Origin of the sequence: Brucella sp. RRSP16 (assembly GCF_052246815.1) — a bacterium.
Classification (GTDB): Bacteria; Pseudomonadota; Alphaproteobacteria; order Rhizobiales; family Rhizobiaceae; genus Brucella; species Brucella intermedia.
The window spans coordinates 99340-116543 of sequence record NZ_JBQQAM010000002.1 but is presented as its reverse complement, the minus strand read 5'-3'; the positions used below and the strand labels follow the sequence as shown (position 1 = coordinate 116543).

Sequence of the window (17204 nt, the reverse complement as noted above, 5' to 3'; positions counted from 1 at the left end):
CATATTGGGGTGGAGCTGTGGCTCGGGAAATCATCTACTTTTCACGTCACGGCGAGACAGACTGGAATGTTTCGCAGCGCATTCAGGGACAGCTCGACATCGATATCAACGCGCATGGCCGCACACAGGCGGATCGCAATGGCGATATGCTGAAGTCGCTGATCGGCGACGGCGCGGGCTTCGACTTCGTGGCAAGTCCTCTGCGTCGCACCCGCGAGACGATGGAACGCATCCGGTTGCGCATGGGGCTCGACCCTTATGATTACCGCACCGACCCTCAACTGATGGAAGTCAATTTCGGCGACTGGCAGGGCTTCATGATGGAGGACATTGCCAAGGAGCGTGAAGATCTTCTGGAGGCGCGCGCCCGCGACAAGTGGAATTTTGTGCCACCCGGCGCAACCGCTGAAAGCTATATGGGTCTCTCGCGGCGTATCGGGCGATGGGTGGAGGCGGTGGAGTGGCCAACCGTCTGCGTGACGCATGGCGGCTGCATCCGCACGCTGTTTTACCTTTACGGCGACATGGATGGCCACGCTGCGGCAAATCTATCCATCCCACAGGACAAGATACTGAAGTTCGAAAACGGCAACCTCGAGTGGGTTTGATCCCGCAAATCAGTCTATAGTGCGCGAACAGAATTTTGCCAGCGATGGAGGCGTTTCATGCCCTTCGAACGTTTCGCGGTCATATCGGATATTCACGGTAACAGCGATGCGCTGGCTGCGGTGCAGGCCGATATCGATGCTTTGCAAATCGAGACGATCATCAATCTCGGCGATCATCTGAGCGGTCCCTTAGCCGCGCGTGAGACAGCAGATATGCTGATGGCGCGAGAAATGATCTGCATTCGCGGCAATCACGATCGCTGGCTTGTGGAAAAGTCGCTCGCGGAGATGGGCCCCTCGGATCGGGTAGCACGCGAACAGCTTGATGACCGGCACATCGAATGGCTGCGCGCAATGCCTGCATCGCGCTCTCTGGCCGATGGACGCATATTCATCTGCCACGGAACCCCATCGAGCGATACCACCTACTGGATGGAGAACGTTACCGCCAATGGCGATGTCGTTCTGCGGAGCCGAGAGGATATTGAGGCAGAGGCCGATAACATAGCGGCCTCTATCATCCTTTGCGGCCATACGCACACGCCGCGGGTTGTTCGTCTTGGGGACGGGCGAATGCTGGTCAATCCGGGAAGCGTGGGTTGTCCCGGTTACGACGACGATCACCCGGTTCCACATATTGTCCAGACTGGGAACCCCAATGCGTCCTATGCTGTCATCGAGCAGACCGGCTCTGGCTGGCAGATAACCCTGCGCAATGTTCCCTACGATACGGTACGGATGGTCCAGATGGCGGAGAACAACCGTCGTGCCGAATGGGCGCGTGTTGTCAGAAGCGGCTGGTTCCAGCCCAAAAGAAAAGAGCGGCTTATGAGCCGCTCATTTTTCTAAAGGGGACGGTTTCGGGCTTACGGCGCTTCCTGAATGTCGGTGATGAAGCGCGTGCTGTCGACCACATCATAGATGATGAGGACCTTCATGCCCTTGTTGATCGCGCTGTAATCGAACTCGCCAGGCAGCTTGTATGTCTGGCCGTCATCCAGCGTTATGGTTTCGCTGTCCTTGTTGATACCGGTGATCTTGCCTTCGGCATCGTCCGCCATCGCCACCGTCGAGAACAGCGAAGCAACGATGAGAATTAATCCGACCAGATAATGCATGACTTTCCGTTCCTTTGGTTGTGCCTCGGGTTGGGTTGTCGCCTGACCGATTCGACACGATTGTCGCAATTTGAGCACGTCGCGGAAAAGTGGAAACCGGTTTTCCGATAACGACATGCAGGATAATGGGTTTAAAGCGCAATGCGCTTTGATAGTTCTGGCGCGCCGCACCGTCTATCCCACAATGTAGCGTGCGGAATGTGTCAAAAAAAATGCCGGATATCGATCTCCGGAAGGAAATTTTGCGTCACCGGGGAGCTTGATTTGACCGCCGTCAAAAAGCCCAATAAAACCGGCGCGTAAAGTAGCTGCTCTCTCCTTGGCCTGCTCCGGACAAGGACAATTTATTCAGGCGTCGCGCATGTCTCACAATAGTTTCGGTCATCTGTTCCGGGTAACCACCTGGGGCGAAAGCCACGGTCTGGCGCTCGGTTGCGTTGTTGACGGCTGCCCCCCCGGCATCACGTTCACGGAAGCGGAAATCCAAGCCTATCTCGACAAGCGCAAGCCCGGCCAGTCCAAGTATACGACGCAGCGCCGCGAACCCGATCAGGTGCGCGTGCTTTCCGGAGTCCTTCTGGGCGACGACGGCGTGACCATGACGACGACCGGCACGCCCATCTCGATGATGATCGAGAACACCGATCAGCGCTCGAAAGACTATGGCGAGATCGCCCGCCAGTACCGGCCGGGCCACGCCGATTACACCTATGACGTCAAATACGGCATTCGCGACTATCGCGGAGGCGGACGTTCATCGGCGCGTGAAACGGCGGCTCGTGTTGCAGCCGGTGCGATTGCGCGCAAGATCGTGCCGGGGCTCGAGGTGAAGGGCGCACTGGTTGCAATGGGCGTGCATGGCATCGACCGCCGCCGCTGGAACTGGGCCGAAGTGGATAACAATCCATTCTTTTCGCCGGATGCAGGTTCGGTGGAGATTTTCGCCGACTATCTCGACGGCATTCGCAAGAACGGATCGTCCGTTGGCGCAGTCATCGAAATCGTCGCCGAAGGCGTGCCGGCGGGCATCGGCGCGCCCATCTATGGCAAGCTCGATCAGGATATCGCAAGCCTGCTGATGTCGATCAACGCCGTGAAGGGTGTGGAAATCGGCAACGGTTTCGAGGCGGCCCGTCTCACAGGCGAGGAAAACGCGGACGAAATGCGCATGGGCAATGACGGCAAGCCGCTGTTCCTGTCCAATCATGCAGGCGGCATTCTTGGCGGGATTGCTACAGGCGCGCCGGTCGTGGCGCGTTTCGCGGTCAAGCCGACCTCATCGATCCTGACCCCGCGCCGCTCTGTCGACAAGGATGGCAAGGAAGTGGATGTGATGACAAAGGGCCGTCACGATCCATGCGTGGGCATTCGCGCCGTGCCGATCGGCGAGGCGATGGTGGCTTGCGCGATTGCCGACCATTATCTGCGCCACCGCGGCCAGACTGGCCGCGTCTGAATAATTGGGGCCAGACTGGCCGCGTCTGACTAATTTGGGGCCAGACTGGCCGCGTTTGAGTGAATTCGGCCTTACAGGCCATATCTGACCGACGATTGGGCCCGTTGGTTGTCTGACATATAGAGGTCGAAATGAGCTATAATCAGAAGCAGGTTGTGGATGCGCTTCGCGCTTTCGAACGCGGCGAGATCGTGGTGGTGATGGATGATGACGGGCGCGAGAATGAAGGCGACCTGATTGTCGCCGCCGTGCATTGTACGCCCGAAAAGATGGCCTTCATCGTCCGCCACACATCCGGCATCGTCTGCACGCCGATGACCCGCGAGGAAGCCAAGCGCCTCAACCTCGCGCCCATGGTGGCTGAAAACGAATCCGCCCACACGACAGCGTTCACCGTGACGGTCGACTATCGCCATGGCACCACGACCGGCATTTCGGCGGAAGACCGCACGCTGACCGTGCGCAATCTGGCCAATCCCAATGCCGGCGCTTCGGATTTCGTGCGCCCCGGCCATATTTTCCCGCTGGTCGCCCGCGAAGGTGGTGTCCTGATGCGGTCCGGCCATACAGAAGCCGCCGTCGACCTCTGCAAGCTTGCAAATCTCCCGCCCATCGGCGTGATCTGCGAACTGGTCAACGATGACGGTTCCGTCATGCGCGGCCCGGATGTGAAGGCCTTTGCCGAAAAACATGCGCTGCATCTGGTTACGGTTGCCGATCTCATCGCCTATCGCCAGCGCAAGGAAACGCTGGTCAAGCGCGTTGGCGATGCGCCGGTAAAGACTTGCGCGGGTGCAGCCCACGCCTACACTTACGAATTGCCGTGGGAACCGATGCAGCACGTGGCTGTCGTGTTCGGCGACATTCGTGACGGCGAGGAAGTGCCGGTCCGTCTTCACCGCGAAGACGTGCTGAACGATGTGTTCGGCAAGGGCGGCAGCAATCTCGAGGCCATCATGGAAAAGATGGGCAAGGAAGGTCGCGGCGTGCTGGTTTATCTGCGCGAAGGCTCTGTCGGGGTGCGTTCCGATCACCATGACACCCGCGCCCGCGATGCGATTCCCAGCGACCATGAAAGCCATGCCGAAGCGGTTGCCCGCGAGGAAGAGTGGCGTCAGATCGGCCTTGGCGCACAGATATTGAAAGACCTCGGCATCACGTCGATTGTGCTTCTGGCATCGCGCGAGCGCCATTATGTCGGCCTTGAAGGTTTCGGCATCCACATCGCCCGCACCGAAATCATCTGACTTTTTAAGACAGATCAGGCGCATGGCCGTCATGGTCATGTGCCTGTGAGATGCTATAGTGAATCTATGACAACACGGCTTTACTGGCATCCTATCTATCTCGAACATCTGACCCCGCCCGGCCATCCCGAGCGCCCGGATCGAATTCGGGCGCTGATGAGTGAGCTGGAAGGGCCGGATTTCTACCGGCTCGACCGGGTGGAAGCGCGCGCGGCGACGAGGCGTCGGTGCTGCTTGCGCATCCGGAAGAACATCTGGAAGCCATTCGCGCCGGAATACCGGAGCCCGCTTCGGACGAGGAAGCTGCCGCACCTGTGGTGAAGCTCGACGGCGATACCTATGTCAGTCCCAAAAGCCTGGAAGCTGCACTGACGGCTATCGGGGCGGCAACGGCGGCGGTCGATGACGTGTTTTCCGGCGCTGCAAATAATGTCTTCGTTGCAGCCCGCCCGCCTGGGCATCATGCCGAGCGCTCCACGGCTATGGGCTTTTGCCTTTTCAACAATATTGCGATTGCGGCCCGCCATGCGCAGCGCCGCCACGGTGCCGAGCGCATCGCCATCGTTGATTGGGATGTGCATCACGGCAACGGGACGCAGGATATTTTCAAGGACGATCCAAGCGTCCTGTTCTGTTCGACGCATCAGTTTCCCTTATATCCCGGCACGGGGGCGAAGGATGAAACCGGCGTCGGCAATATCTTCAATGCGCCACTGTCTCCCGATACCGGAAGCCGCGAATTTCGCGAGGCATTTAATAGTCGTGTATTACCTGCCCTGGACAATTTCCGGCCAGATTTGATCCTTATTTCGGCGGGCTTCGATGCCCATTTTCGCGATCCGCTGGCCGAGCTCAATCTTGACGAAGCGGATTTTGATTGGGCGACAGGCAAACTCATGGAGCGGGCAGAAAGGTTCTGCGATCACCGGCTAGTGAGTGTGCTTGAGGGTGGATATGATCTTGAGGGCTTGTCGCAGTCCGCGTCTACGCATATTACGCGGCTGTTGAAAGGATGAATCATGGTAACCGAACCGTCCAACGCCGACATTGCGGTAATGAGCTTCGAGGATGCGCTGAAGCAGCTCGAGAAGATCGTCGACGATCTGGAGCGGGGCGACGTGCCGCTCGAGGAATCCATTCGCATCTATGAGCGCGGCGAGGCCCTGAAGAAACATTGCGACACGCTTCTGAAATCCGCCGAGGACAAGGTGGAGAAAATCCGTATTGGCCGTGATGGCCAGCCGGTTGGCACCGAGCCGCTTGACCCGGAATAGAGCGGCCTGAATTGAACTGACCGGATAATTCCGGTCAGAACAGGGTCTTGAGCTGGGCGACATAAGGCGCCAGAACGCCGCTCAGCAGATAGGGGCCAAGGCCCCAGGTCAGCGTCCATCCAGCAGCACCAATAATATTCGCCGCCAGAAAATGCAGCGGGTCCATTTTCATGGAACCTGCAACAATGCCGTTGAGCTGCCGCAGAAGCACGACGAAACGCGCGGTCGCCACCACATAGATTCCCTTGCTTTCGAAAAGTTTCTCGAACTGATCCAGCCGTTCCGGCGTGAGTTTGACGAGGTGTCCGTATCTGAGGATCAGTCGTCGGCCGCCAAAGCGGCCGATCAGGTATCCCGTGCTGTCGCCAAGCACGGCGCCGACAAATACCGCAATCAGCACGGTTTCGATGTTGAGAGTTCCATGCAGGGCAAGCAATGAGCTTGCTATGAGCGCGCTCTCGCCGGGCAGGGGGGCGCCAAAGGATTCAAAATATACGATTATGAAAAGAGCAAGCGCGCCGTATGCGGCAATGTAAGGTTCCAGAAAGCTCATTGATTTGCAGGTCTTTCGGCAAACGCCGATCTGATCCGGTCAGATCGAAACACGATAAAAAGGCTCCGGGCGAGCCGGAGCCTGAAATCTGTAACTATCACATCAACCGATGGAACGCTTGCCGGTAATTGCGTGGTACACCCACAACACGATTATTGAGCCGATTATCGCAATGACGAGGCTGATCGGATCGAATGCGCCGGTGACGCCACGTCCAAAAAGCTGAGACGAGATCACACCGCCGACGATGGCGCCGACAATGCCGAGAGCAATATCCAGAAACAGGCCCTGGCCGCTTTTATTGACGATCTTGCTGCCGATGAAGCCGGCAATCAAGCCTAGTATTATCCAGCTTATAACAGACATCTAATATCTCCCGATGCGTAAATACACTTTTGCATCACGCACTTAGGAAATTTTCACACTGATGCAAAATTTGCAAGGTATAATGCTTGTCAAAATGGGAAACCCATTTACCTTTATCTTACCGAATGCACAATTGGCATCGGATAACAGGGAGTATCGTGTGATGGGAAGTTATGACGACAACTCGGGCAATTCGCCTATCCCCGGCGGAAGCCTCGCGAAGCCGGTTCTGATTGCGCTCGGCGCCCTGCTGATCGGCAAGATGCTGAAGGGCCATAGCGACGATACGGCGGATGCTCCAGCGCAACCTGTGCCGGATCAGTCGCAGGCAGGCGGCGGCTTGCTCGGTGGTATCCTTGGCGGGCTTGGTGGCCTGCTCGGCGGTGCGGCTGCAGGAAATGCTTCCGCGGCTCCTACGGCGCCGGGGCCTCTGGGTGGCGGGCTTGGCGGTCTTCTCGATCAACTGAAACAGGCTGGCCTAGGCGAAAAGGTGGATTCCTGGGTCGGCCAGGGGTCCAACCATCCAATCGAGCCAGGGCAGCTTGGCGATGCAATCGGCCAGAAAACGCTAAGTGAAATCGCGGAGCATGCCGGCATCGACCAGCAGGAACTTCTGAACCAGCTGTCGCAGGTTCTGCCGGGATTGGTGGACAAGCTGACGACGAACGGGCAGGTTCCCGACGCCAGCGCGCTGTCCAAGCTGCTGCAGGGACGCTGACGGAATTTGCATTGAAACTGAACCGCACCGCTCGTCGGTGCGGTTTTGTTTTGAATGCGCTTTCGACAAACTGAACTCCGCTCTTATATAAGCTCTACAATTAATGGCTGGAGTTGCGTTTTCATGAGTTTCTTTCCGTGTCCTGACCCGGTTCTTGGTGACAAGACTTCGGTAGACAGCATCGAAACGCTGGTCATCCCGCGTACAAGCGATATCGGTGGGCTGGAAGTGCGGCGCGCATTGCCGACAGTGCGGCGCCGTCTGGTGGGGCCGTTCATTTTCTTCGACCGGATGGGGCCCGCTGTTCTGCGCGATGGCGATGCACTCGATGTGCGCCCGCATCCGCATATCGGCCTTTCCACGGTGACCTATCTTTTCGACGGTCATATCCGCCACAGGGACAGCCTTGGCACCGAAATGGTCATTCGCCCCGGTGACGTGAACCTGATGACCGCCGGTCGCGGCATTGTGCACTCCGAGCGTTCGCCGGAAGAGGAACGCAACGGGCCGTTGTCGATTTCCGGCATCCAGACCTGGCTTGCGCTGCCCGATGCGCTGGAAGAAATCAGCCCGGAGTTTTTTCACACCAACGCTCCCGATCTGCCGGTTATGGAGGACAGCGATTTCTCCGGGCGGCTGATCATGGGGGCCATGCTGGGGCTGAAGTCGCCGGTAATCCAGCACGCCGATACGCTTTATGCGGATATTCGGATAGAACCAAACGGGCGTTTCCCGATTCCGCCTGTCGCCGAAGAACGCGCAATCTATACGCTTGAGGGCAATGTCGGCATTGGCGGCGAAGTGTTTCCGCCCGACCGCCTGCTGGCATTCCGCCCCGGCGACGATATTGTCGTGCAGGCCGGGCCGGAAGGTGCGCATATAATGCTATTTGGCGGTGCAACACTCGGTTCGAAGCGCTATGTATGGTGGAATTTCGTATCGTCTTCGCGAGAGAGGATAGAACAGGCCAAGGAAGAATGGCGCAGCGGGCGTTTCGATATCGTGCCCGGTGATGAGCAGGATTTCATACCTTTGCCTGAATGAAGTGAATTGAGTTGAGCCTTGGGACACGATGTCCCGCCTGCTTGATCCTGCCGCGTTGCTGCTATACCGACAACAAAACCGAACCAGAAACAGGTTGTTTTAATGTCCCGACCACTGACCCCGTTGCTTGACAAGGCACCGATCCCGGAAGCCCTGCGCGCATTGCCGGAATCCGATCTGCCTCAACTCGCGCAGGAATTGCGCGCGGAGCTGATCGACGTGGTATCGACTACCGGCGGGCATCTGGGAGCGGGGCTGGGTGTGGTGGAGCTGACGGTGGCGTTGCATCATGTCTTCGACACGCCGCATGACCGTATCATCTGGGACGTTGGTCATCAGGCCTATCCGCACAAGATACTGACCGGGCGTCGCGACCGCATCCGCACATTGCGTCAGACCGGCGGTCTTTCGGGTTTCACCAAGCGCAGCGAAAGCGAATATGATCCCTTTGGCGCGGCGCATTCATCAACGTCGATCTCGGCTGGTCTTGGCATGGCGGTCGCGTCCGATCTTTCGGGCGAAAAGCGCAATGTGATTGCGGTCATTGGCGACGGTTCCATGTCGGCTGGCATGGCCTATGAGGCGATGAACAATGCCGGTGCGCTCGACGCGCGCCTTATTGTCATCCTCAACGATAACGACATGTCGATAGCGCCGCCGACCGGCGCCATGAGCGCCTATCTGGCGCGTCTCGTCTCCGGCAAGACCTATCGCAGCGTCCGCGAGGCCGCCAAGCAGGTTGCCAAAAAGCTGCCGAAGTTTTTGCAGGACAAGGCCCGCAAGTCGGAGGAATATGCGCGCGCCTTCTTTACTGGCGGCACGCTGTTTGAAGAGCTGGGCTTCTATTACGTCGGCCCCATCGACGGGCATAATCTGGATCATCTGCTGCCGATCCTGAAAAACGTGCGTGATACGCAGGAAGGCCCGGTGCTGATCCACGTGGTCACGCAGAAGGGCAAGGGATATCCGCCAGCCGAAGCCGCCGCCGACAAATATCACGGCGTCAACAAGTTCGACGTCATAACCGGCCAGCAATCGAAACCACCTGCAAATGCGCCGAGCTATACCAAGATTTTCGGCACCAGCCTGATCGAAGAAGCCCGCCACGACGACAAAATCGTGGCGATCACCGCCGCCATGCCATCGGGAACCGGGCTTGATCTTTTTGGCGAGGTGTTTCCGCAACGCACCTTCGATGTCGGTATTGCCGAACAACATGCGGTGACTTTCGCCGCCGGTCTTGCCAGCGAAGGTTTCAAGCCATTCTGCGCCATTTACTCGACGTTTCTGCAACGCGGCTATGATCAGGTGGTCCATGACGTTTCGATCCAGAATCTGCCGGTGCGCTTCCCCATCGACCGCGCCGGACTGGTCGGGGCAGATGGCCCGACCCATGCAGGTTCCTTCGATACGGGCTTCCTTGCCGCTCTGCCCGGTTTCGTGGTGATGGCCGCATCGGATGAGGCCGAACTGCGCCATATGGTGCGCACCGCGGCCGAATATAACGAAGGTCCGATCTCTTTCCGCTATCCGCGTGGCGATGGTGTCGGTGTCGATCTGCCGGAACGCGGGCAACTGCTTGAAATCGGCAAGGGCCGCATCGTGCGTGAAGGCACGAAGGTCGCGCTGCTGTCCTTTGGAACGCGCTTGCAGGAATGCCTTGCTGCCGCCGATGAGCTGGGCGCCGCCGGTCTTTCGACCACGGTTGCCGATGCGCGCTTCGCCAAGCCGCTCGATCATGACCTGATCCGCCGGCTGGCGCGAGAGCATGAAGTGTTGGTGATGGTGGAAGAGGGCGCTGTCGGCGGCTTTGCCTCGCATGTGCTGCAATTCCTCGCCATGGATGGCCTTCTTGATCGTGGCCTCAAGGTGCGGGCTCTGACCTTGCCGGACAGCTATCAGGACCACGGCAAGCCGGACGCCATGTATGCCGAGGCCGGTCTCGACCGGGCGGGGATCGTGCAGGCGGTTTTTGCAGCCCTTGGCCGCGAGGCCATCGCAGCGCCATTTCGCGCCTGACCGATGAGCGGAGAAGCAGGCGACAGGAACCTGCGGCTCGATCAGCTGCTGGTCGAACTTGGGCTGTTTGCAACGCGTTCGCGGGCGCGTGATGCAATTCAGCGCGGCACGGTCAAGGTGGAGGGTAAGCCAGTCACCAAGCCCGGCCAGACGGTTTTGCGTAACGCAAACATCGCCGTTGACGATCCAGCAAGCGCTTATGTCTCCCGCGCTGCCCTGAAGCTTATTGCGGCGCTCGACCATTTCGGCCTTGATGTGAAAGGGCGCACAGCACTCGACATTGGTGCTTCGACAGGCGGTTTCACACAAGTGTTGCTGGAGCGTGGCGCGAACCACGTTCTCGCCATCGATGTGGGCCACGACCAGCTGCACGAGACGTTGCGCGCTGATCCTCGCGTCACCAACAAGGAAGGGCTGAACGCCCGTGCGCTGGAATTTTCCGACCTGGATGGGCGCGAAATTGATTGCGTGGTTTCGGATGTGAGCTTCATCTCGCTGAAACTCGCCTTGCCTGCGGCATTGGCCTTTGCGCAAAAAGGTGCTATTTGCGCGCTTCTCGTAAAGCCGCAATTTGAAGCGGGCCGCGAGGCCATCGGCAAGGGCGGCATTCTGCGCGACCCGAAAGATGGTGAACGCATTGCAGAAGAACTGAGATTGTGGCTGGAGACGCAAGCCGGGTGGCGCGCGCTCGGCCTTTGCCCGTCGCCCATTGAAGGCGGCGACGGCAATCGTGAATATCTCCTGGCAGGAAAGAAAGACCAATGACGACGCCAAGTACTGGGCAAATTACAATCCGCTCGGTTGGTGCGGGCGGCGATGGCGTTGCCAACCTTCCCGACGGGCAGATTTACGTGCCTTTCACGCTGCCGGGCGAAGTGGCCAATGTCGCGCGCGACAAGAACCGCGCGACGGTTATGGCGCTTCTTGAAACATCGCCTGAGCGTCAGGCGCCTGCCTGCCGGCATTTCGAGGATTGCGGCGGCTGCGCCTTGCAGCATTGGCAGGATGAGCCCTATCGCCTGTGGAAGCGCGAACTGGTTGTTTCCGCGCTGAAGGGCAGGGGGATCGACACGGAAGTTGCCCCGCTGGTGGCTTGTCAGCCGCGCACACGGCGCCGCGCTGTTTTTGCGGCACGCAAGACGGAAAAGGGTGTGCTGCTTGGCTTCAATCGCCACTTGAGCCATGAAATCATCGATATAGTCGAATGCGCTGTAACTGTTCCCGAAATCATTGCGCGGCTTGATGATCTGCGGGAAGTGGGAGCGTTGATTGCACCCGGTTCCAAGCCGTTCAAGCTGGCGGCGACCCTGACGGCGTCCGGCCTCGATCTCGCGGCGAGTGGCTGCGGTGTGCTGGATGACAGCCAGCGCCGCGCCTTGACCGCGCTTGTCATGAAAAAGGGGTTTGCGCGTCTTTCGCACGAGGGTGAAATTATCGTCGAGCCGAAAAAGCCGCTCATTCATTTCGGCAAGGTGCCGGTTCCGGTGCCGCCCGGTTGCTTCCTGCAGGCAACGGAGGATGCCGAAGAGGCGATGGTACAACTCGTGCTGGACCACGTCGGCAAGTCCAAGCGTGTCGCTGACCTGTTCTGCGGCGTCGGCACATTTGCGCTGCGGATTGCAGAAAAGAGCGCGGTTCATGCGGTCGAGAACGACGCGCTGGCCCTTGCCGCCCTTGATCGCGGCGTGCGCCATGTGCAGGGGCTGAAGCCCGTCTCGGTCGAACGCCGCGATCTGTTCCGCCGCCCTTTGATGCCGAAGGAATTGCTGCCCTATAACGCCGTGGTTTTCGATCCGCCGCGTGCAGGTGCGGAAGAACAGGCGCTTGAGCTGGCAAAATCCAAGGTGGAAAAGGTTGTCGCGGTTTCGTGCAATCCGGTGACGCTCGCCCGCGACCTCGCCATTCTGGTGAAGGGCGGCTATCGGGTCACGCGGGTCACGCCGATTGACCAGTTTCTCTGGTCACCCCATGTCGAGGCGGTGGCGACGCTGGTGAAGAAGTAAATCGATAAATGCCGGGCGCGATCACCCGGCATTTTCATTTCTGTCGGCAGGATCAGTTGGCCAGTCCGTCGAAATTCGTCAGAATGGTGGTCCAGCCTTTGATATGGCCGTCGCGGGCTTCAGGGCTGCGGAACTTGACCTGTTTCAGCGTAATGTCGGTGGTATTTGGATCTACTTCCTTGAGGTCTATCGTCACCACGCTGTCGTCCAGCGAGTGGGGCGAATTCCACGTGAACGCCAGGCGTGAATGTGGGTCGATTTCCAGATAAGTGCCCGAATGGGGCACGTCGCGATCGACCATGTGCATGACGATGGAAAAGCGACCGCCTTTCACCGCATCCGTGCTGACATCGGAAGGTCCGGTGCTGTCACTTGATGCACGCATGAATTTCGCCAGCGTTTCAGGCGACAGCCATGCGTTGAATACCTTCTCCCGTGGGGCCGCAATCCTGCGATTGACTGTCAGTTCGAGCTCACTCATTTTCATGTTCCTTAGAAACGAGTACATCTTCCAGCGCCGTGAGGCGCAGTTCCCAGACAGACTTCAGTTCCGCAAACCATGCCTCCACTTCCCGCACGGGCTCCAGCTCGGCGGCAATGAAATGCTCGCGTCCTAAAGTCTTGCGGGTGACCAGCCCTGCCTCCTCCAGCACCTTGATGTGTTTGGAGACCGAGTTGAGCGACATGTCGAAATGAGCGGCGAGCGCAGTCACCCTTGACGCGCCCTCCTGTACGAGAAGCGTCAAGATGTGCCGTCGGGTAACGTCCCCCACGGCCTTGAGAATATGCGACAAAGCATCATCGTTCATTATTCACCCGTGAGGTTGAATATACTGCATTGCGAAAGATAGTCAACCATATGGTTGAATATTTGCACGGCGCTCAACGGGAAGCAAGCGAATGGCATTGAAATTCCGGAAAGAATGGTTTTCCTGCCGGGTAAAATCTCCAGGGTTTTCTCAGGATTTTGAGGAAAGGGCGGCATCAACCGCCGCTTCGGCATGCAATCGTGTCGTGTCGAATACCGGCACGGGGCTGTCCTGCTGGCCGATGAGCAGCATGATTTCGGTGCAGCCGAGAATGATGGCTTCCGCCCCGCGCTCAACCAGACGATTGATGACAGCGCGGTATTTTTCGCGTGACGCATCGCGCACTTCGCCAACCACCAGCTCCTGATAGATGATGTCGTGCACGGTCTTGCGGTCGGCGTCGTCGGGCGTCAGAACCTCAAGCCCATGTTTGGCCGCAAGACGGCCCTTATAGAAATCCTGTTCCATCGTGAAGGCGGTGCCGAGGAGCCCGACTTTTGAGAGGCCCGCAGCCTTGATCTTTTCCGCCGTTGGGTCGGCGATATGCACAAGGGGGATCGATGTGGCGTTTTCGATGTCGTCAGCCATCTTGTGCATGGTGTTGGTGCAGATCAGGATGAAGTCAGCGCCGCCCCGTTCAAGGTTCTGCGCGGCCTCGATCATGAGCGTGGTCAGCTCATCCCATCGGCCTTCATGCTGGAGGCGCTCGATTTCACCAAAATCCATGGACCACATCAGGCTCTTGGCGGAATGCGTTCCGCCAAGCCGTGCGCGGATTTCCTGATTGATGATCCGATAATATTCCTGCGAGCTTTCCCAGCTCATTCCGCCTATCAGACCGATGGTCTTCATCAACCTCACCCGGATAAGATTAAGGGCGGATCGCTCCGCCCCTGCCGTATGCTCATATGTTCTGGTGAAAGCCGCCGCGATCACATCTTTTCGATGATCTTCTGGTCGCCTTCATATGCCTTGCCATTGGCGGCGATGATGGCGGGAACGATGTCTTCCGCCTTGTCGATGACCAGCGGTTTCACCTGATGCGCGGTGTGCAGAAAGCCTTCCGCCGTCATATGCTCCAGCAGTGAGAGCATCGGCCGCCAGAAATTGTTGATGTTTGCGAAAACCATCGGCTTGCGATGCTTGCCAAGCTGCGCCCAGGTCATCATTTCCACGATTTCTTCAACCGTGCCGATGCCGCCGGGCAGCGTGACGAACGCATCCGATTTCTGGAACATGAGATGCTTGCGCTCGTGCATGTCGCCGACGACGATAAGTTCGGTCAGCTGTTCGGCCTTTTCAAGGCTTGCTTCCTTGTCGAGGAGGAAGGTGGGGATGATGCCGGTAACTTCGCCTCCCGCTTCCATCACGCCTTGCGCAACCGCGCCCATGATGCCGCGCGTGCCGCCGCCATAAACAAGGCGCAGGCCGTGTTCGGCAATGGACCGGCCAAGCGTAACGCCCGCTTCGCGATAGATGGGATTCAGGCCCGTAGACGAGCCGCAATAAACACAGATGGATCGAATCTCAGACATGATTTCTTGTGCTCTTTTGGTCTTTCAGCGTCAAGCGCCTGCGGTAACATTTTGCGGAGAAGATTGGTGGGGTCGCGGTTGGACATTTGTGGAGATTGTTATATCTCAATCGGTATGTGTTTCAGATCGGGAAGTGGATTGGATATGAAGAACTGGGTTGTGTTTCTCGGGCTCACCTTTGCAGCGTCATCCACAACGGCGGGCGAAATCAATATCAAGCTGCCGGACGACACCGAAGTGACGACCAACTCCGTTCTCTACAAATGCGGCGAGAAAAATGTCTCGGTAACCTACTACAACGCCGGTGATATTTCGCTTGCGGAACTGGAGCTGGAAGACGAAACCGTCATCACCTCCAATGTCATCTCCGGCTCTGGAGCCAAATATGCCGGCGGCGTTTACATCTGGTGGACCAAGGGCGAAACGGCCGATCTTTATAACCTTATGGACGATCCGGACCAGTCGAAGCCGACAAACTGTGTAGAACAATAACCCTGCTAATAAAAAGCCTCGTACCTTTTGCTGTTTCGGTGCAGATTTCTTGTGGGGGGAAGCCAAAAGCTATAAACCCGTCATTATAGTCTCTGGCGTGGGTTTCGAAACGAAATGCAAAAGAACAGTTTAGGATTGCTGGGTATCGGGTTCGTCGCGATCGTCGTCGGGCTCGGCCTTTATTGGAATGCGACACGATCTCGCGTTGAGGCACCGCAGTCCGATGTCGGCGCGCCAGCGTCGAACAATGCACCAGCCCAGCCCCAGGCGGCGCCGTCCGAGACAAAAGCACCAGAAGCGCAGGCATCCGCGGCGACGAAGCCCGCGAGCGAGGCCGCGACAGGCGATGCGAAGCCTCAGGCCACGCCGACCCAAGAACCTTCCGCGCAGGCAGATGCCGCTTCCCCACAACAGCAGAACAACACCCCGATTTTCGATCTCCTGCGGGTCGAGCCAGATGGTTCGGTGGTGATCGCAGGCAAGGCGCTTCCCAATGCCGATGTCGAGGTCGTGGCAGGCGCGACTGTCGTGGGTAAGGCCAAGGTGGGACCCAATGGCGATTTCGCCATCGTTCTGGATGAACCCTTGAAGGCGGGAGACCATCAGTTGGTCCTGCGTTCCACCGGCGCAGACAACAATGTTGCCACCTCCGCGCAGACTGCCATCGTATCGGTGCCTGAAACCAGGTCGGGGCAGGTGCTGGCGCTGGTCGAGGAGCCGGGGCAGGCGAGCCGTCTGATTACGAAGCCGGAAACGGCGCCGAAGCCGCAGGATACGGAAGCCGCTCCCGAAGCTGCCGCCAAGGCCGACAAGCCGGCAGCCAAGCCCGCGCAGGCTTTGCCGATTGCAATCGAGGCGGTGGAGATCGAAGGTCAGTCGGTTTTCGTGGCAGGCAAGGCCAATGGCGGCAATCGCGTCATCGTCCACGCCAACGATACATTGCTTGGCGCAAGCCTCATTTCGCCGGATGGCCGTTTCCTTGTGCAGAGCAAACAGCCGCTCAGTGTGGGTGACTATATCATTCGCGCCGACCTGCTCGACAACGCCAACCGCGTTCTGGCGACGGCACGAGTTCCGTTCCGCCGCGAAGCTGGCGAGAATATCTCCGCAGTTGCTTCCGATACGGAAGGCCAGACGACCACGCCTTCGGAAGTGCATGGTGAAGCTGCGGCTCCCCTGCAGAAAGTGGAAGGCTCCGTCATTATCCGGCGCGGAGATAATCTCTGGACGATATCCAAGCGCACCTATGGTAAAGGTACGCGATACACCACTATCTATCTCGCCAATCGCGACCAGATCCGCAATCCGGACCTGATCTGGCCTGGGCAGGTCTTCAATATGCCGAAGGAACCTTTGGGTGAGGATGAGGTGAAGCGCCAGTTGGAAGATCACGCCAACTGACCATGGCTTTCAGAGCGGTTTCGGCGGGGCCGATGGTCACGATAGTGTGTTTTCATATTGCCGTGCTTTTGGAGAAAGAACGCCTCGAAAACTTGAACTCTGGAGCATAATCGTATATCGTCGATATACGATGAAGATAATTCTCGACAAGAATTCAGCTGAGGCTGTTTCCGATCTCGCGCAGATCGGGATTGACGATGAAGCCGCGGCGCGCATTTGCGCGGCGCTCGGCCATCCTGTCCGTATTCGCATTATCCGGCAGTTGATGATGGAGGATGCCTGCTGCTGCAAGGATATTGTCGGCAAGCTCGACCTTGCTCAATCGACGGTCTCCCAGCACCTCAAGGTTCTCGTGCAGGCCGGTCTTATCGATTATCGGCCTGAGCGCCAGTCGTCGCGTTACAGCGTCAACTGGCAGCAAATGAACGCTGTCCGCACGCATTTTGCTTCGTTCAAAGGCGCATGCTGCGGCTAGAACCTATCCCGAGAAGCGGGAGCCGGTTTTCGGAAAAGATGTGTCAAACAAACAGATAAAGCGATGACGGAGTTCATCTCGTACGA

At 58.2% G+C, this 17204-nt stretch carries 20 protein-coding genes and 1 pseudogene; 14 read left to right on the top strand and 7 right to left on the bottom strand.

The window, feature by feature from the left end:
* Positions 1-17: 17 nt before the first annotated feature.
* Positions 18-608, top strand: coding sequence for a histidine phosphatase family protein (locus ACS5UA_RS03740; RefSeq protein ID WP_128006047.1), 591 nt, complete (start codon positions 18-20; stop codon positions 606-608).
* Positions 609-665: 57 nt separating this feature from the next.
* On the top strand, positions 666-1457 hold the full coding sequence (locus ACS5UA_RS03735) for a metallophosphoesterase family protein (RefSeq protein WP_443101173.1): 792 nt from the start codon (positions 666-668) through the stop codon (positions 1455-1457).
* 17 nt (positions 1458-1474) lie between these two features.
* Here the strand turns inward: ACS5UA_RS03735 and ACS5UA_RS03730 are convergent, their stop codons facing one another.
* Positions 1475-1726 carry a DUF1344 domain-containing protein gene (locus ACS5UA_RS03730; protein ID WP_006470661.1) on the bottom strand — a complete coding sequence of 84 codons (252 nt, stop codon included), beginning with the start codon at positions 1724-1726 and terminating at the stop codon, positions 1475-1477.
* Positions 1727-2087: 361 nt separating this feature from the next.
* On the opposite strand from ACS5UA_RS03730, the gene aroC reads away from it, so the two are divergent.
* The 4 genes and pseudogenes from aroC (at position 2088) to ACS5UA_RS03710 (ending at position 5703) form a co-directional block, all read left to right on the top strand.
* The gene (gene aroC / locus ACS5UA_RS03725) at positions 2088-3182 is read left to right on the top strand and encodes a chorismate synthase (protein ID WP_006470662.1); all 1095 of its coding nucleotides are present in this window, start codon (positions 2088-2090) and stop codon (positions 3180-3182) included.
* A 131-nt stretch (positions 3183-3313) separates the two neighbouring features.
* On the top strand, positions 3314-4429 hold the full coding sequence (gene ribB, locus ACS5UA_RS03720) for a 3,4-dihydroxy-2-butanone-4-phosphate synthase (protein ID WP_113464491.1): 1116 nt from the start codon (positions 3314-3316) through the stop codon (positions 4427-4429).
* A gap of 66 nt (positions 4430-4495) precedes the next feature.
* A pseudogene (locus tag ACS5UA_RS03715) lies at positions 4496-5445 on the top strand (histone deacetylase family protein).
* Between the two features lie 3 nt (positions 5446-5448).
* Positions 5449-5703, top strand: a complete 255-nt coding sequence (locus ACS5UA_RS03710) for an exodeoxyribonuclease VII small subunit (RefSeq protein WP_002963588.1) — start codon at positions 5449-5451, stop codon at positions 5701-5703.
* 34 nt (positions 5704-5737) lie between these two features.
* On the opposite strand, the gene ACS5UA_RS03705 is transcribed toward ACS5UA_RS03710, so the two are convergent.
* A complete protein-coding gene (locus ACS5UA_RS03705) occupies positions 5738-6256 on the bottom strand; it encodes a DedA family protein (protein WP_113464493.1) in 519 nt (172 codons plus the stop codon).
* 102 nt (positions 6257-6358) lie between these two features.
* On the bottom strand, positions 6359-6622 hold the full coding sequence (locus ACS5UA_RS03700) for a GlsB/YeaQ/YmgE family stress response membrane protein (protein WP_006466196.1): 264 nt from the start codon (positions 6620-6622) through the stop codon (positions 6359-6361).
* 163 nt (positions 6623-6785) lie between these two features.
* Here ACS5UA_RS03700 and ACS5UA_RS03695 point away from each other — a divergent pair, with 163 nt between their 5' ends.
* The 5 genes from ACS5UA_RS03695 (at position 6786) to ACS5UA_RS03675 (ending at position 12406) form a co-directional block, all read left to right on the top strand.
* A complete protein-coding gene (locus ACS5UA_RS03695) occupies positions 6786-7340 on the top strand; it encodes a YidB family protein (RefSeq protein WP_112701006.1) in 555 nt (184 codons plus the stop codon).
* A gap of 123 nt (positions 7341-7463) precedes the next feature.
* Entirely contained in the window at positions 7464-8384 is a 921-nt protein-coding gene (locus ACS5UA_RS03690; RefSeq protein WP_128006049.1) for a pirin family protein, read from the top strand.
* A 102-nt stretch (positions 8385-8486) separates the two neighbouring features.
* Positions 8487-10403: a 1-deoxy-D-xylulose-5-phosphate synthase gene (gene dxs / locus ACS5UA_RS03685; protein ID WP_113368645.1), complete on the top strand. Its 1917-nt coding sequence runs from the start codon at positions 8487-8489 to the stop codon at positions 10401-10403.
* Positions 10404-10406: 3 nt separating this feature from the next.
* A complete protein-coding gene (locus ACS5UA_RS03680; protein WP_113368646.1) occupies positions 10407-11168 on the top strand; it encodes a TlyA family RNA methyltransferase in 762 nt (253 codons plus the stop codon).
* On the top strand, positions 11165-12406 hold the full coding sequence (locus ACS5UA_RS03675) for a class I SAM-dependent RNA methyltransferase (protein ID WP_006466201.1): 1242 nt from the start codon (positions 11165-11167) through the stop codon (positions 12404-12406). The genes ACS5UA_RS03680 and ACS5UA_RS03675 overlap by 4 nt, the downstream gene beginning before the upstream one ends.
* A 52-nt stretch (positions 12407-12458) precedes the next feature.
* Here ACS5UA_RS03675 and ACS5UA_RS03670 read toward each other — a convergent pair whose 3' ends face one another.
* The 4 genes from ACS5UA_RS03670 to ACS5UA_RS03655 form a co-directional block, all read right to left on the bottom strand.
* The gene (locus tag ACS5UA_RS03670; RefSeq protein ID WP_113368648.1) at positions 12459-12887 is read right to left on the bottom strand and encodes an SRPBCC family protein; all 429 of its coding nucleotides are present in this window, start codon (positions 12885-12887) and stop codon (positions 12459-12461) included.
* A complete protein-coding gene (locus tag ACS5UA_RS03665) occupies positions 12880-13215 on the bottom strand; it encodes an ArsR/SmtB family transcription factor (protein ID WP_021586135.1) in 336 nt (111 codons plus the stop codon). Before ACS5UA_RS03665 ends, ACS5UA_RS03670 begins: the two co-directional genes overlap by 8 nt.
* Positions 13216-13365: 150 nt before the next feature.
* Entirely contained in the window at positions 13366-14067 is a 702-nt protein-coding gene (locus ACS5UA_RS03660; protein WP_112701001.1) for an aspartate/glutamate racemase family protein, read from the bottom strand.
* 80 nt (positions 14068-14147) lie between these two features.
* Positions 14148-14750, bottom strand: coding sequence for an LOG family protein (locus ACS5UA_RS03655; protein WP_128006051.1), 603 nt, complete (start codon positions 14748-14750; stop codon positions 14148-14150).
* A gap of 144 nt (positions 14751-14894) precedes the next feature.
* Between ACS5UA_RS03655 and ACS5UA_RS03650 the strand changes: the two genes are divergently transcribed.
* The 3 genes from ACS5UA_RS03650 to ACS5UA_RS03640 all read left to right on the top strand — a co-directional run bounded on the left by ACS5UA_RS03650 (position 14895) and on the right by ACS5UA_RS03640 (position 17118).
* The gene (locus tag ACS5UA_RS03650; RefSeq protein ID WP_443101172.1) at positions 14895-15242 is read left to right on the top strand and encodes an MliC family protein; all 348 of its coding nucleotides are present in this window, start codon (positions 14895-14897) and stop codon (positions 15240-15242) included.
* A gap of 114 nt (positions 15243-15356) precedes the next feature.
* Entirely contained in the window at positions 15357-16643 is a 1287-nt protein-coding gene (locus tag ACS5UA_RS03645; protein ID WP_113464498.1) for an Ig-like domain-containing protein, read from the top strand.
* Positions 16644-16773: 130 nt separating this feature from the next.
* Positions 16774-17118 (top strand): ArsR/SmtB family transcription factor, encoded by a 345-nt coding sequence (locus ACS5UA_RS03640; protein WP_006470669.1) that lies wholly within the window; start codon positions 16774-16776, stop codon positions 17116-17118.
* The last annotated feature ends 86 nt before the right edge of the window (positions 17119-17204 follow it).

Bases quoted from the DNA above. Each gene is read 5' to 3' on its own strand.
- ribB (WP_113464491.1), top strand. From the start codon at position 3,314: ATGAGCTATAATCAGAAGCAGGTTGTGGATGCGCTTCGCGCTTTCGAA.
- ACS5UA_RS03655 (WP_128006051.1), bottom strand. From the start codon at position 14,750: ATGTCTGAGATTCGATCCATCTGTGTTTATTGCGGCTCGTCTACGGGC.
- ACS5UA_RS03640 (WP_006470669.1), top strand. From the start codon at position 16,774: ATGAAGATAATTCTCGACAAGAATTCAGCTGAGGCTGTTTCCGATCTC.
- ACS5UA_RS03735 (WP_443101173.1), top strand. From the start codon at position 666: ATGCCCTTCGAACGTTTCGCGGTCATATCGGATATTCACGGTAACAGC.
- ACS5UA_RS03710 (WP_002963588.1), top strand. From the start codon at position 5,449: ATGGTAACCGAACCGTCCAACGCCGACATTGCGGTAATGAGCTTCGAG.
- ACS5UA_RS03705 (WP_113464493.1), bottom strand. From the start codon at position 6,256: ATGAGCTTTCTGGAACCTTACATTGCCGCATACGGCGCGCTTGCTCTT.
- aroC (WP_006470662.1), top strand. From the start codon at position 2,088: ATGTCTCACAATAGTTTCGGTCATCTGTTCCGGGTAACCACCTGGGGC.
- ACS5UA_RS03670 (WP_113368648.1), bottom strand. From the start codon at position 12,887: ATGAGTGAGCTCGAACTGACAGTCAATCGCAGGATTGCGGCCCCACGG.
- ACS5UA_RS03660 (WP_112701001.1), bottom strand. From the start codon at position 14,067: ATGAAGACCATCGGTCTGATAGGCGGAATGAGCTGGGAAAGCTCGCAG.
- ACS5UA_RS03730 (WP_006470661.1), bottom strand. From the start codon at position 1,726: ATGCATTATCTGGTCGGATTAATTCTCATCGTTGCTTCGCTGTTCTCG.
- dxs (WP_113368645.1), top strand. From the start codon at position 8,487: ATGTCCCGACCACTGACCCCGTTGCTTGACAAGGCACCGATCCCGGAA.
- ACS5UA_RS03680 (WP_113368646.1), top strand. From the start codon at position 10,407: ATGAGCGGAGAAGCAGGCGACAGGAACCTGCGGCTCGATCAGCTGCTG.
- ACS5UA_RS03695 (WP_112701006.1), top strand. From the start codon at position 6,786: ATGGGAAGTTATGACGACAACTCGGGCAATTCGCCTATCCCCGGCGGA.
- ACS5UA_RS03665 (WP_021586135.1), bottom strand. From the start codon at position 13,215: ATGAACGATGATGCTTTGTCGCATATTCTCAAGGCCGTGGGGGACGTT.
- ACS5UA_RS03690 (WP_128006049.1), top strand. From the start codon at position 7,464: ATGAGTTTCTTTCCGTGTCCTGACCCGGTTCTTGGTGACAAGACTTCG.
- ACS5UA_RS03700 (WP_006466196.1), bottom strand. From the start codon at position 6,622: ATGTCTGTTATAAGCTGGATAATACTAGGCTTGATTGCCGGCTTCATC.
- ACS5UA_RS03650 (WP_443101172.1), top strand. From the start codon at position 14,895: ATGAAGAACTGGGTTGTGTTTCTCGGGCTCACCTTTGCAGCGTCATCC.
- ACS5UA_RS03645 (WP_113464498.1), top strand. From the start codon at position 15,357: ATGCAAAAGAACAGTTTAGGATTGCTGGGTATCGGGTTCGTCGCGATC.
- ACS5UA_RS03675 (WP_006466201.1), top strand. From the start codon at position 11,165: ATGACGACGCCAAGTACTGGGCAAATTACAATCCGCTCGGTTGGTGCG.